Raw genomic sequence first — 14,194 nt, 5'->3', positions numbered from 1 at the left:
TCATACTGCCTGAAATTGGCCCTCAAGATTGAGCATTGCCAAACATCGGGCGCGGCGTAATGTCCGCCAAAACTCATCGCAGCACTGGATCTATGATATGCGGATACTCCCGCTTCTTTCTCTCTTCACCCTGATTTCCACCGGCGTTCTGGCGGCGGATGTGACCGATCCGGTAAAGGCGGTGATGAAGATCACCGAAGACAACTGGAATACGGTAGATAGTGACTGGAAGTCGCTGTTCGATCCCGAGCCGATCCAGCAGAATTTTAGCAAGTCGTTCCAGACTGCCTACTCGGAAGCGTCCAAGCACCCCGCTTACGAAACCGAAAACAATGCCCCCGGCGATCCGTTCGGCTACGACGTCGTCACGAGTTCGCAGGACGGCTGCCCGCTGAAGGACGTCACCATCGTGCCGGCACCGGCGGCAAATGGCGTGTCGGATGTGAAGGTCACGTTCAAGCAGTGGGCCTGCATCGATGATGCGGAAATGAAGGACAGCGTTTCGGAAGTGCATTTCGACGTGATCGAGGAAGACGGCAAGCCGGTCATCAAGGACATCCACCGCGTTGTCGAGAATGAAAGCGATTCGCTCGTCGAAGAGATGCAATCAATCGCCAAGGGCGAGTAGAGGGAAGCAAACCTTCTGAAAGCCTTGCTCTTCATCCATCCGGCGGCTATCTGCCCAGCCTGAAATTGTTGGGATTAAGCGATGTCAGGTACGAATAGCGAGCGCGAGCTCATTGCCGAGGGCCCGGCCATCATTCTGGTGGAACCGCAACTGGGCGAAAACATCGGCATGGTGGCGCGCGCCATGGCCAATTTCGGCTTGGCGGAACTGCGCCTCGTCAGTCCTCGTGATGGTTGGCCAAACGAGAAGGCGAGGTCTGCCGCGTCGAAGGCTGACCACGTCATCGATGGAGCCGTCGTCTTCGAGACGCTGGAAGACGCGACCCGCGACCTGAACTTCGTCTATGCCACGACGGCGCGCGAACGCTACGGCTTCAAGCCCGTTCGGTCACCGGTCTATGCGGCGTCCACATTGCGTGAGAAATTCAAGGCAGGTGAAAAGACCGGCATTCTGTTTGGCCGCGAACGCTGGGGTTTGAGCAACGAAGAGGTGGCGCTCGCCGACGAGATCGTCACCTTCCCGGTCAATCCGGCCTTCGCCTCGCTCAATATCGCCCAGGCGGTTTTGCTGATGTCCTATGACTGGATGAAATCCGGCATGGACGATATCGAGGAAACCCGCTTCCAGCCGATCGAGCAGCGGCCCTCGACGAAGGACCAAGTGTTCGGCATGTTCGAGCAGATCGAGGAAGCGCTCGATGCCCGAGGCTACTTCCATCCGCCTGAGAAGAAGCCGAAGATGATCGACAATCTGCGCGCGGTCCTTTCGCGGCGGAGCTTTTCGGAGCAGGAAGTCAGCGTGTTTCGCGGCGTGATCAAATCGCTGGATGCCTTTCCTCGTCAATGGCCACGAAAAACGACGCCGAGGCAGAAGAAGGCCGACGTGACCGGGGAGACCGAAGGCAATGGCGGCGACGAATGACCTGAAGCCGGTGCTGATGTTCGATTCGGGCATCGGCGGACTGACTGTGCTGCGTGAGGCGCGCGTGCTGATGCCAGAGCGCGGTTTCATCTATGTCGCCGACGACGCGGGCTTCCCATACGGCGGATGGGAGGAGGAGGCGCTGACGGCGCGGATCCTGTCGCAGTTCGAGCGCCTGCTGAACGACTACCAGCCGGAAATCTCCATCATCGCCTGCAATACAGCGTTCACGCTGGCAGGGGCGGCGCTTCGGGAACGGTTTCCCGAAATGACATTCGTCGGCACCGTGCCGGCGATCAAGCCTGCAGCCGAGCGAACCCGCTCCGGCCTCGTGTCCGTCCTCGCAACGCCCGGCACCGTCAAGCGCGCCTATACGCGTGATCTGATCCAGTCCTTCGCCACCCAGTGCCACGTCCGGCTTGTCGGATCGGAAAACCTCGCCCGCATGGCGGAAGCCTATATCCGCGGCGAGACCCTGTCGGACGACGCTGTCCTAGCCGAAATCATGCCCTGCTTCGTCGAGAAGGACGGCCGCAAGACCGATATCGTCGTTCTCGCCTGTACGCATTATCCCTTCATGGCGAACCTGTTCCGCCGCCTGGCACCCTGGCCGGTCGACTGGCTCGATCCGGCGGAAGCGATCGCCCGACAGGCCCGGCGCAAGGTGCCGCTTCTGGAGGGTGCACAACACCCCGGCGAATTCGACTTCGCGGTGTTCACCTCAGGCAATCCGGATTTCGCCACGCAGCGGCTGATGCAAGGGTTTGGTTTGCGGGTCTAGCCCTCTTGTCATCGGCTGAATTCGGTGGCTTGCTCGGCCTATCGGATCAGGAGCAGACACGATGTCGATTGAAAACTGGCTGGCCTTCGTCGCCGCATCCGCCATTCTTCTGGCCATTCCCGGACCGACGATTTTGCTCGTGATCTCCTATGCGATGACGCACGGGCGAAAGGTGGCGACTGCGACAGTCGCTGGCGTGGCACTCGGGGACTTCACGGCAATGACCGCCTCGATGCTGGGGTTGGGCGCCTTGCTCGCCACATCGGCGATGCTGTTCACGATCCTCAAATGGGTGGGCGCCGCCTATCTCATCTATCTTGGCATCAAACTGTGGCGCGCACCCGTGATGGATCCAGAGGTCGCAGCCGGCGAGGCGGAGTTGCCGCAAGCCAGACCGTTGCGCATCCTGCTGCACACTTACGTGGTCACCGCGCTTAATCCGAAAGGCATCGTGTTCTTCGTCGCCTTCCTGCCGCAGTTTCTCGATCTGTCAAAACCGCTGTTCTTTCAGATGGCTGTTTTCGAGGTGACGTTTCTGGTTCTGGCGACGATCAACGCCACGCTCTACGGGCTTCTCGCCTCCCTGGCCCGCAACCAGATCCGCCGGCCACAGGTACAGAAAATAGTCAACCGGACCGGTGGATCGCTGATGATCGGGGCAGGGCTTCTGTCGCTCGGCTTCAAGCGGGCGGCGGCCTGACCGCAAAGCCTGTGCATTTCCTCTCTTGCACGGCGAAACGAATCCCTTTCTCTGTTAGTGAGAATGTTTGGGCGGTCTTTGACCGCGTGTAGACGGCATACGAGGTAAGGCATTGCAGGTCGGCATCGATATGGGAACTCTGACCGGGGGTGATCCGGCCAAGCTCGATATCGAGGAGCTTCTGGCAACGCGTCTCCTCGTCCAGGGCAACTCGGGCTCGGGCAAGTCGCATCTTCTGCGGCGGCTGCTGGAACAGTCCGCACCGTGGGTCCAGCAGGTCGTGATCGATCCGGAAGGTGATTTCGTCACGCTGGCCGACAAGTACGGTCATGTCGTGGTCGATGGCGAGCGCACCGAAGCCGAACTCGCGGGCATTGCCAACCGTATCCGCAAGAACCGCGTGTCCTGCGTCCTGACCCTCGAAGGCCTTGATCTCGAAGAGCAGATGCGCGCCGCCGCCGCCTTTTTGAACGGCTTGTTCGATGCCGATCGCGACTACTGGTATCCGGTTCTGGTCGTGGTCGACGAAGCCCAGATGTTTGCGCCATCCGTCGGGGGCGACGTCTCCGAAGATGCCCGCAAGATGTCGCTCGGGGCCATGACCAACCTGATGTGCCGCGGCCGTAAGCGCGGTCTTGCTGGTGTCATCGCCACGCAGCGCCTGGCAAAGCTTGCCAAGAACGTCGCGGCCGAGGCCTCCAACTTCCTCATGGGCCGCACCTTTCTCGATATTGACATGGCCCGCGCCGCGGACCTGCTCGGCATGGATCGGCGTCAGGCGGAAATGTTCCGCGATCTGAAGCGCGGCAACTTCGTCGCGCTCGGTCCGGCTCTGTCGCGTCGGCCTCTGCCGATCATCATCGGCAATGTCGAGACATCGGCCCGTTCGTCCAGCCCGAAGCTGATGCCGCTGCCGGATGCGCATCTGGATGTCGAAGGTCTCATCTTCACGCCGGATCCAGAAGAATTCACCCGGCCTTTGACGGCGAACCGCCGCCAGGCGCCGGCGCCACGGCCGACTACGGACATTCTGGCGGAACTCTCGCGCTCGACGCCTGCTTCCCTTCAGCCGGCTGCCGCCGAGCCGCGGACGCCGCTGCCCGTGCTTACGGTCGAGGAGCGTGAGGATCGGCTGATGGCGGTCATGGCGGAGATCCTCGATGATCCGCAATCTGCCTATCGAACGGATGCGGTTCTCTATCAGGACTTCCTCGTTCGCGCCCGCATGCGTCGTCTGCCGGGCCCGCCGCTGTCACTCAGCGATTTCCGTCGCCGCACGGCGATTGCCCGTTCCGGCGTCGATGCTGCGATGGCATCGAGCGAAGCCTGGACGACGGTGCTGTCCATGTCGAACAGTGTTTCGGATGATCTTCAGGGCGTGTTTCTGATGATGGCAAAGGCGGCACTCGGCGGCGAACCATGCCCGTCCGATGCACGCATTGCCCGCGCCTACGGCACGCACTCCGCGCGCCGCGCACGCCGTCTGCTGGGCTACTTTGAAGAGCAGGGGCTGGTCGTGGTCCATTCCGACTTCACCGGCAAGCGCATCGTCGCGTTTCCGGAGCTGCAGGCGGAAACGGCGCCCGGCAGTGCCGAAGCGCCTGATGAGGGCGATCTCAAGATTGCTGCGGAATAAGCCCGCAGCGAAGCGGCTGCTGTTGACATTTTGATGACAGCCGCCTAAAGACCCGCCAACGCCCGGTGGCAACACCGGGTGTTTCAACGACATGTCCCGTGGCACTCTCCGAACGCTTTTCGTGAGAAGCCTGTCAGAACCTCTAAATCGAGGTTCAGAGGAGGGCGTGTTTCCTTCATCCGGTTCGGCAACGAACCGGTGTAACTTTCTGAAAGGAAATACGATGAGCAAGCGCGAATCGTCTAAGTACAAAATCGATCGCCGTATGGGCGAAAACATCTGGGGCCGCCCGAAGTCGCCGGTTAACCGCCGCGAATACGGTCCTGGCCAGCACGGTCAGCGCCGCAAGGGCAAGCTTTCCGACTTCGGTGTGCAGCTGCGCGCCAAGCAGAAGCTGAAGGGCTACTACGGCGACATCCGCGAGAAGCAGTTCCGCGCGATCTATGAAGAAGCCAACCGCCGCAAGGGCGACACCGGTGAAAACTTGATCGGCCTGCTGGAATCGCGTCTGGACGCCATCGTCTACCGCGCAAAGTTCGTTCCGACCGTGTTCGCTGCTCGTCAGTTCGTCAACCACGGCCACGTCACGGTCAATGGCGTCAAGGTCAACATCGGTTCGTACCGCTGCAAGGCTGGCGACGTTGTCGAAGTTCGCCAGAAGTCGAAGCAGATGGTCACCGTTCTGGAAGCCGTTTCGCTCGCAGAACGCGACGTTCCTGACTACATCGAAGTCGATCACAACAAGATGGTTGCCACCTTCGCTCGCATCCCGAGCCTGGCCGATGTACCCTACGCGGTGATCATGGAACCGTCGCTGGTCGTCGAATTCTACTCGCGTTAACAGCGACACCATTTCAGACAAATGGCCCCGAGAGGGGCCATTTTTGTATCTGGTGTCATGTCGAACCCACAAAAAAAGCCGCTCCTTTCGGGGCGGCTTTTTGCTTGTCTCTTACGGTCATTCTTACCTGGAAGAGGTTTTCTTCTTTTCCGCCGTAACAGACGTCTCGACAGTAGTCGACGTGTTGGTGTCCGTCAGCTGGACCGTCTCGTGGTGTGCATCTCCCTTTGGCAGCTCGCCCATCCGGTTCCACGCATCAAGCCCGGCGATCTTGTAGGCTTCTGCAAGCGTCGGGTAGTTGAAGGTGTTCTCGACGAAGTACTCGACGGTGCCCTTCAGGTTGAGAACCGCCTGGCCGATATGCACGAGTTCGGTAGCGTTCTCGCCGATGATGTGCACGCCGAGGAGACGTCGCGTCTTCAATGAGAAGATCAGCTTCAACATGCCGTGGTCGAGGCCCATGATGTGGCCGCGGGAGGTCTCGCGGAAGCGCGCGATGCCGCATTCGTAGGGAATGCCGCGCTCCTTCATTTCCTCTTCCGTCAGGCCGCAGGTCGAAATCTCCGGCACGGCGTAGATCCCGTAGGGAAAATACTTCGGTGGCTCCTTGGCAATTGCGCCGACGGCGACGCGAGCGGCAATTCGGCCCTGTTCCATCGATGTCGAGGCAAGGCTCGGAAAGCCGATGACATCGCCCGCGGCATAGATGCCGGGGACGGAGGTCTCGAAGGTTTCCGGATTGACCTTCAGACGGCCGCGGTTATCGGCGTCGAGGCCGGCTGCTGCCAGGTTGAGGCTGTCGGTCGCGCCCATGCGGCCGGCGGCAAACAGCACCATGTCGGTGATGATCTTACGGCCGGTATCGATCGTGACCGAGACCTTGCCGTCGGGAAGGTGCTCCACCTTCTCGACCTTCTGGCCCAGCAACAGCTTCATGTTGCGGTCGCGCAGCTGGTAGGTGAAATCCTCGATGATCTCCTTGTCGATGAAGTCGAGCATCGTCGCCTTCGGATCGATGACGGTGACGGCGGTGTCGAGCGCGGAAAAGATCGTCGCATATTCGATACCGATAACGCCGGCGCCGATGACCACCATCGAGCGCGGCAGTTTTTCGATTTCGAGCAGTTCGTCGCTGTCGATCACCGTCTTGCCGTCGAAGGGCATGTAGTCTGGGCGAAACGGGCGCGTGCCGACGGCAAGCAGGATGCTTTTGGCTTTGACCTGAACCGCTTCTCCGTCGTCCTTCAGCACCTCCATCGTATCGGTCGACAGAAAGCTCGCCTTGCCACGAAGGTGCTGGACGCGGTTGCGGGCGAACTGGTGTTCGAGCACCTCGACTTCATGGTCGAGCGTGATCAGCAACCGGCGCCGAAGGTCCTCGGCACTGATCTCTTCCTTGACCCTGTAGGATCGGCCGTAGAAACCGCGCTCGCGCCAGCCGGAGAGGTTCAACGCGGTTTCGCGCAGCGTCTTCGACGGGATGGTGCCGGTATGCACGGAAACGCCGCCTACCCGTCGGCCCTGCTCGATGACGAGCACTTTCCGGTCGAGCTTGGCGGCTTGAATGGCTGCGCGGCGACCGGCAGGGCCGCTGCCGACAACAATGAGGTCGTACTGGTTCATGGACTGCTCCGCTTCTCGAATCCCGCTGTTACGCTGCAATAGCCTACCTGCGTCGTCTCCTACCAATCTATTCTGAATGTTTGATTGCAGGAAAGGCCGCAAGCGTAGAACGGCTGTCTCGGGTTGCGTATGTTTTGTGCAGAAAAATAGGATGCACAAAAAACGTCTTGACCCTCGCCGGGAAATGTCTTTCATTCGAACCAATCATGAATTGGTCCGGACAATGGTACGTTCAATGCAGACCGAACCCCAAGACAATTCCTACTACGCGTTGGAGAAGCTCCGCGATCTGATTCACTCGGAGAAATTCGGAGCGGAAGGGCGGCTGCCGACGGAGCGGGCGCTTGCTGAAACGCTCAATGTCGGGCGCCGTGCTGTTCGACGGGCGCTTGAGGTGCTCGAGTCGGAGGGGCTGATCTGGCGCCGCCAGGGTGCCGGAACCTTTGTCGGCGAAAAGCCTGACGGCTGGAGCGACCACGTCGACGCGCTGGTTGCCGGTACCGACATCATGGAAATCATGGAGGTTCGCCTTCGCCTGGAGCCACAGCTCGCCCAGCTTGCAGCGATGCGTGCAAAGCCCGCCGAAATCGAGCGCATGCGCTACCTGGCAGACAAGACCGGCCAGAGTTCGGATGCGGATTCCAAGGAACTCTGGGATGGATCGCTGCACCGCCAGATCGCGCAAAGCGCCGGCAACAAGCTGTTCCTGTCGATCTTCGACGTGGTCAACCGCATCCGTCAGGATGCCGCGTGGCAATCCATTCGTGAGCGTGCGCGCAAGACCGGAACCAATGGCCGCACGTCGTACCAGCAGCATATCGCAATCGTCGACGCCATCGCCGCCCGCGATCCGGGCCGGGCAGGCGAGGCGATGCGCGAGCATCTTCTGATGCACCAGGAGCGGCTGATCCGGGCCACCTCGCTCGAGGCCCTCGATGACCATTCGCCGGAAGGCGAGCAGATCGGTGTCCGCGACGACGACACGCTCAGCGTTGCGTCCTAGCCATCCCAGACTGCCGGCCACAAAGGCCGGCCAACAAGAACAATGACCGACAAACCTGAATGGACCAGAGGAACAATGATGAAGAAATTTTCCACGCTCACTGCCGCACTGCTCGCCAGCGCGATCATGTCTCTGCCTGCCATGGCGAGCGAATTGCGCATCGGTCTCAATGACGATGCCGACGTTCTCGATCCGGCGCAGTCGCGCACCTTCGTCGGCCGCATCGTCTATACCGCGATGTGCGATAAGCTGGTCGACATCTCGCAGGATATGAAGATCATTCCGCAGCTTGCGACCGAATGGAACTGGTCTGAAGGCGGCACGGTGCTCACCATGAAGATCCGCGACGGCGTCAAGTTCCACGACGGCGAAACGCTGGATGCCGCAGCCGTCGTCGCAACGATCGAGCGCAACATGACGCTGCCGGAGTCGCGCCGCAAGAGCGAGCTTTCCTCGGTCGCCAAGGTCGAGGCCAGCGGTCCGCTTGAAGTCAAGTTCACGCTGAAGTCTCCGGACGTGACGCTTCTTGCCCAGCTTTCCGACCGTGCCGGCATGATCGTTGCGCCGAAGGCCGCCAAGGAACTCGGTGCCAATTTCGGCTCGAAGCCCGTCTGCGCCGGTCCTTTCAAATTTGTCGAGCGCATCCAGCAGGACCGTATCGTGCTCGAGAAGTTCGCCGACTACTGGGACAAGGACCGGATCCTCGTCGACAAGATCACCTATCTGCCAATCCCGGACACGACCGTAAAGCTCGCCAACCTGCGGTCGGGTGACCTCGATATCGCCGAGCGCATCTCGGCGTCCGATGCCGAATCGGTAAAGAGCGACCCGAACCTCACCTATGCCGACGTCATCGGCCCGGGCTACATGGCGATGTATGTCAACCTCGCCAACGGTCCCCGTGCGGACAACCCGCTCGGCAAGGACAAGCGCCTTCGCCAGGCCTTCTCGCTGGCGATCGACCGCGAAGCAATCGGCCAGATCGTCTTCGAAGGCACGTCGCTTGCCGGTAACCAGCCGTTCCCGTCGTCCAGCCCCTGGTTCAACAAGAACCTGCCGGTGCCGGCGCGCGATATCGAAAAGGCGAAGCAGCTCATGAAGGAAGCGGGCCACGAGACGCTCGACATCGAGCTGCAGCACGCCAACAGCACCACCCAGACCCAGATGATGCAGGTCATCCAGTCGATGGTGGCGGAAGCGGGCTTCAACGTCACGCTGAAGGCAACCGAATTTGCGACGCTTCTGTCGGAACAGACGGCCGGCAACTACCAGCTCAGCCGCTCCGATTGGTCGGGCCGTATCGATCCCGATGGCAACCTGCACCAGTTCGTCACCTGCAAGGGCGGCATCAACGACGTGAAGTACTGCAATCCGGAAGTCGACAAGCTCCTGAATGAAGCCCGCACATCGCCGGATGAAGCGGTCCGCAAGGAAAAGTACGATGCCGCAGGCGTCATCCTCAACGACGACATGCCGATCATCTACCTCGGCCATCAGCCCTACGCCTATGCCATTTCCAACAAGGTCGAAGGTTTCGTGCCGTCGCCGGATGGCATGATGCGCTTCCTTGGCGTCTCCAAGAAGTAATTTCCCATCGCATACCGCGCGGAAGACATTCCGCGCGGTCACCTGAAATCACGAGGGCGATGCCATGCCTGTCTATATCGGAAAGCGCCTGCTGGTCGCGATCCCGACCCTGCTGATCATCTCGATCTTCGTCTTCTCGCTGCAGAAACTGCTGCCGGGCGATCCCATCCTCGCCATGGCCGGTGAAGAGCGGGATCCCGCGACGATCGAATTCCTGCGCGAAAAATATCATCTCAACGATCCCATCATCACCCAGTATCTCTCCTGGGTTGGCGGCATCATGGTCGGCGACTTCGGCGTCTCGCTGCGCACCAACCAGCCGGTGCTGGAACTGATCGGCCAGAAACTGCCGGTCACGATCCAGCTCGCGGTGATGGCCATGATCCTGGCCATGCTGATCGGTATTCCGGCCGGCATTCTGGCAGCGGTCTACAAGAACCGCACGCTCGATTACGTCGCCAATGTCGTCGCGCTGTCTGGCCTGTCGATCCCGAATTTCTGGCTGGGAATCATGCTGATCCTGCTGGTGTCGGTCAATCTCGGATGGCTGCCGGCATCCGGTTACGAATCGATCTTCGTCGATCCGGTCCGCTCGCTCAAGACCATGATCATGCCGGCTTTCGTCCTCTCGACGGCGCTCGCAGCGCAGCTGATGCGCCATACCCGCTCGGCCATGCTCGGCGTGTTGAGCTCCGACTATATCCGCACTGCCCGCGCCAAGGGACTGTCGCCGCGCGAAGTCATCCTCAGCCACACGTTCCGCAACGCGCTTCTGCCGATCATCACCCTGTCGGCGCTGCTGTTCGGCGAGCTGCTCGGTGGTGCCGTCCTCACGGAGCAGATCTTCACCATCCCGGGCTTCGGCAAGCTGACCGTCGATGCAGTGTTTACCCGCGACTATGCCGTCGTCCAGGGCATCGTCATGTGCACGGCCATCGGCTTTATCGTCATGAACCTGATTGCCGATATTCTCTACGTTCTCCTCAACCCCCGCCTGAGGGCAACGCTATGACCGCTATCGAACAGACTGCACCGATCGCAAAGCCGCGCCAGAAAAGCAGGGGATGGCGCAAGATGCGCGCCAACCGCGGATCGATGGTCGGCATGGTGATCATCGCCTTTTTCGCGATCCTTGCCATTGCCGCGCCGATCCTGCCGATTGCCGACCCGATCGCGACCAGCTGGTCGGCACTGCGCAAGGCGCCGTCCGCCGCGCATTGGCTCGGCACCGACGATCTCGGCCGCGATATCCTGTCGCGGATGATCTGGGGCGCCCGTGCCTCGCTGATGGCAGGGGTCGTCTCCGTTGCCATCGCGGTTGCCATCGGCGTGCCGTTCGGACTGCTGTCAGGTTATTTCGGCGGCTGGGTCGATCAGGTCATCCAACGCGTCACCGAAGCGCTGCTGGCCATGCCGTTCCTGATCACCGCGATCGCGCTTGCCGCCTTCCTCGGCCCAAGCCTCACCAACGCGATGATCGCCATCGGCCTGTCTGCCATGCCGGTCTTCGTGCGGCTGACCCGCGGCCAGGTGCTGGCGGTGAAGACGGAGGATTACGTTGAAGGGGCACGCTCGATCGGTCTCAACCACGTCGACATCATGACCCGCTACATCCTGCCGAACGTGTTTGCCCCGATCATCGTTCAGGCGACCTTGACGGTGGCGACCGCCATCATCGCCGAAGCCAGCCTGTCCTTCCTCGGCCTCGGTCAGCAGGCGCCGGCTCCGAGCTGGGGTTCGATGCTCAATACGGCCAAGAACTTCCTGAGCCAGGCGCCCTGGATGGCGATGTGGCCGGGGATTGCGATCTTCCTCGTCGTCATCGGCTTCAACCTTCTGGGCGACGGCCTGCGCGATGCACTGGATCCGCGCGAGGCGTGATCGCCCCGCGGACAAGAGATTTATACAAGGAAAACCGAGAATGACCGAATTCACCACGCGCCCTGAAATCCTCGGCACCTTCGGCGTCGTCACCTCCACCCACTGGATCGCCTCGGCCGTCGGCATGGCGATCCTCGAAAAGGGTGGCAATGCCTTCGACGCGGCGGTCGCCGCAGGTTTCGTGCTGCAGATCGTGGAACCGCATCTCTGCGGCCCGGGCGGCGACATGCCGGCCGTCTTCTACTCGAAGAAGACCGACAAGGTCGAAGTCATCTGCGCTCAAGGGCCGGCGCCGGCCGGTGCCACCATCGAGCACTATACGTCGGAAGGTCTGAAGCTCATTCCGGGCGACGGCCTTCTCTCGACCGTCATTCCCGGCGCATTCGACGGCTGGATGCTGATGCTGCGCGACTACGGAACGATGACGGTTCGCGAGGTTCTGGAGCCTGCGATCTACTACGCCGAGCACGGCCATCCGGTGCTGCCGCGCGTGTCGAACACGATCAAGGGCCTAGCCGAGTTCTTCCAGAAGGAATGGCCGACATCCTATGAGACGTGGCTGCCGGGTGGCGTTGCGCCGGAAGCACTCTCCAATTTCAGGAACCCCGTTCTCGCCGAAACCTACAAGCGGATCATCTCCGAATCGGAAGCCAAATCCGGACGCGAGGAACAGGTCCAGGCAGCCCGCGACGCATTCTACCGCGGCTTCGTGGCCGAGGCGATCGACACCTATCTGAAGACTGCCGAGGTGATGGACGCGAGCGGTTCCAAGCACAAGGGCGTGCTCACCGCCGACGACATGGCCAACTGGAGCGCCACCATCGAAGCGCCGCAAACGCTCGATTACCAGGACTGGACGATCGCCAAGACGCCGGCCTGGGGGCAGGGACCGGTGCTGCTGCAGTCGCTGGCGCTTCTAAAAGGCTTCGATCTCGAGGCGATGGATCCGGCCGGTCCCGATTTCGTCCATACGGTCGTCGAGGCGATGAAGCTCGCGTTTGCCGACCGCGAGGTCTATTACGGAGATCCGGAATTCAGCCAGATCCCGACCGAATACCTCCTGTCGGAAGGCTACAACAGCGAGCGGCGGAAGCTGATCGGCAGCACCGCTTCGATGGAACTGCGCCCCGGCACGGTTCCGGGCTATGAGCGCCAGGTCGATGCGACGATGGCGATGCTGGCTGAGATGAGCGGCACCGGCACGGTTTACGAGCCGACCATGTCGCACCTCACCGAAAAGCGCGGCGACACGGTGCATATCGACGTCATCGATCGCTGGGGCAACATGGTTTCGACCACACCGTCGGGCGGCTGGCTGCAGTCGTCGCCGATCGTTCCGGGTCTCGGCTTTGCGCTCAACTCGCGTGCCCAGATGTTCTGGCTGAAGGAAGGCTTGCCGACGTCGCTTGCGCCGGGAAAACGCCCGCGCACGACGCTGACACCGTCGCTTGCTCTTCATCAGGGCAAACCCTCCATGGTGTTCGGCACACCCGGCGGAGATCAGCAGGACCAGTGGCAGCTGCCGTTCTTCCTGCGCTACGCCCACCACGGCAAGAACCTGCAGGCCTCAATCGACATGCCGCTGTTCCACACCTCGCATTTCCCCGGTTCGTTCTATCCGCGCACGAGCTCTCCGGGCGAGATCATGGTCGAGAGCAATATCGGTGAAGCCGCACTCGAAGACCTCCGCCGTCGCGGCCACAAGGTCACCGTCGCCGATCCATGGACGGTCGGCCGCCTGACGGCTGCGCGTCGCGATGCCGACGGTCTGCTGAGGGCGGCGGCAACACCACGCCTGATGCAAGCCTATGCGATTGGACGGTGAACCATGACCTGGTCAATTGTCGCGCGTGATCAAGACACGGGACATCTGGGCATAGCCGTCGCCAGCCGTTTCTTCGCGGTTGGATGCGCCGTGCCGCATATCAGGGGCAGGGTGGGCGCTATCGCCACCCAGGCCTTCGTCAGCCCGCTTTATGGAACCGATGGCCTGAAGCTTCTCGAGGAGGGCAGGTCACCGGATGAGGTCATTGCAAGCCTAACTGCGCGCGACGACGGCCACCGCCAGCGGCAGATGCACCTCATCGACGCCCATGGTCGCAACGCCGCTTTCACCGGTGAAAACTGCGTCGATTGGGCCGGTCATCTCGTGGATCGCAACGTCTCGGTTGCGGGAAACATGCTGGCGGGACCGCAGGTGATTGCCGAGACGATGCGTGTCTACAATGAAGCGACTGCACGCGGCGTACCGCTTGCCGAACGCCTGCTCGATGCCATGGACGCGGGCGAGGCGGCAGGCGGCGACAAGCGCGGCCGCCAGTCGGCAGCGCTCGTCATCTACCGCGACCAGGATTATCCCTGGCTACGGATCAATGCCGATGATCACCCCGAGCCGCTTTTCGAACTGCGCCGCCTCTATGCCGTTGCGCAGGAGCGCTTCCTGCACGTCGCTGAGACCATGCCGACCCGGGAAAACCCGCACGGCATGATCGACCGCAGCATTATCGACGAAAAGATCGCCGCGCTCGAAGCGCAACGGCTGGCCGAAAAACGTCCGTCAGCCTCCTACGCCACTCCTTTGACGCTCAAGTAA

General features: G+C 61.3%; 13 protein-coding genes. 12 read left to right on the top strand and 1 reads right to left on the bottom strand.

Annotation, left to right across the window (positions count from 1 at the left end; all coding sequences use genetic code 11):
• Window positions 1–97: 97 nt before the first annotated feature.
• The 6 genes from ASG19_RS12985 to rpsD all read left to right on the top strand — a co-directional run bounded on the left by ASG19_RS12985 (window position 98) and on the right by rpsD (window position 5,507).
• Window positions 98–628, top strand: a complete 531-nt coding sequence (locus ASG19_RS12985) for a hypothetical protein (protein ID WP_062457497.1) — start codon at window positions 98–100, stop codon at window positions 626–628.
• Window positions 629–709: 81 nt separating this feature from the next.
• Window positions 710–1,549, top strand: a complete 840-nt coding sequence (locus ASG19_RS12980) for an RNA methyltransferase (RefSeq protein ID WP_062457494.1) — start codon at window positions 710–712, stop codon at window positions 1,547–1,549.
• A complete protein-coding gene (gene murI / locus ASG19_RS12975) occupies window positions 1,533–2,330 on the top strand; it encodes a glutamate racemase (RefSeq protein WP_062457491.1) in 798 nt (265 codons plus the stop codon). The genes ASG19_RS12980 and murI overlap by 17 nt, the downstream gene beginning before the upstream one ends.
• A 61-nt stretch (window positions 2,331–2,391) precedes the next feature.
• Window positions 2,392–3,030 carry a LysE family translocator gene (locus tag ASG19_RS12970; protein WP_062457488.1) on the top strand — a complete coding sequence of 213 codons (639 nt, stop codon included), beginning with the start codon at window positions 2,392–2,394 and terminating at the stop codon, window positions 3,028–3,030.
• A 112-nt stretch (window positions 3,031–3,142) separates the two neighbouring features.
• Window positions 3,143–4,666, top strand: coding sequence for an ATP-binding protein (locus tag ASG19_RS12965; RefSeq protein WP_062457485.1), 1,524 nt, complete (start codon window positions 3,143–3,145; stop codon window positions 4,664–4,666).
• Between the two features lie 223 nt (window positions 4,667–4,889).
• Window positions 4,890–5,507, top strand: a complete 618-nt coding sequence (gene rpsD, locus ASG19_RS12960) for a 30S ribosomal protein S4 (RefSeq protein WP_062457482.1) — start codon at window positions 4,890–4,892, stop codon at window positions 5,505–5,507.
• A 123-nt stretch (window positions 5,508–5,630) separates the two neighbouring features.
• Here the strand turns inward: rpsD and sthA are convergent, their stop codons facing one another.
• Window positions 5,631–7,130 (bottom strand): Si-specific NAD(P)(+) transhydrogenase, encoded by a 1,500-nt coding sequence (gene sthA, locus ASG19_RS12955; protein WP_062457479.1) that lies wholly within the window; start codon window positions 7,128–7,130, stop codon window positions 5,631–5,633.
• Between the two features lie 235 nt (window positions 7,131–7,365).
• Here sthA and ASG19_RS12950 point away from each other — a divergent pair, with 235 nt between their 5' ends.
• The 6 genes from ASG19_RS12950 to ASG19_RS12925 all read left to right on the top strand — a co-directional run bounded on the left by ASG19_RS12950 (window position 7,366) and on the right by ASG19_RS12925 (window position 14,194).
• Complete coding sequence (locus ASG19_RS12950) at window positions 7,366–8,133, top strand: FadR/GntR family transcriptional regulator (protein ID WP_082476305.1); 768 nt, start codon at window positions 7,366–7,368, stop codon at window positions 8,131–8,133.
• 78 nt (window positions 8,134–8,211) lie between these two features.
• Window positions 8,212–9,720, top strand: coding sequence for an ABC transporter substrate-binding protein (locus ASG19_RS12945; RefSeq protein WP_062457473.1), 1,509 nt, complete (start codon window positions 8,212–8,214; stop codon window positions 9,718–9,720).
• 64 nt (window positions 9,721–9,784) lie between these two features.
• Entirely contained in the window at window positions 9,785–10,732 is a 948-nt protein-coding gene (locus ASG19_RS12940; protein ID WP_062457470.1) for an ABC transporter permease, read from the top strand.
• Window positions 10,729–11,601, top strand: coding sequence for an ABC transporter permease (locus tag ASG19_RS12935; protein WP_062457467.1), 873 nt, complete (start codon window positions 10,729–10,731; stop codon window positions 11,599–11,601). The genes ASG19_RS12940 and ASG19_RS12935 overlap by 4 nt, the downstream gene beginning before the upstream one ends.
• Window positions 11,602–11,641: 40 nt before the next feature.
• A complete protein-coding gene (locus ASG19_RS12930; protein ID WP_062457464.1) occupies window positions 11,642–13,426 on the top strand; it encodes a gamma-glutamyltransferase family protein in 1,785 nt (594 codons plus the stop codon).
• Window positions 13,427–13,429: 3 nt separating this feature from the next.
• Window positions 13,430–14,194 (top strand): DUF1028 domain-containing protein, encoded by a 765-nt coding sequence (locus ASG19_RS12925; protein ID WP_062457461.1) that lies wholly within the window; start codon window positions 13,430–13,432, stop codon window positions 14,192–14,194.

Origin of the sequence: Rhizobium sp. Leaf306, assembly GCF_001423425.1 — a bacterium.
In the GTDB taxonomy this organism is placed as follows: domain Bacteria; phylum Pseudomonadota; class Alphaproteobacteria; order Rhizobiales; family Rhizobiaceae; genus Neorhizobium; species Neorhizobium soli.
Note: the sequence above shows the minus strand (reverse complement) of the source record. Positions and strands in the feature narration are given on the sequence as shown.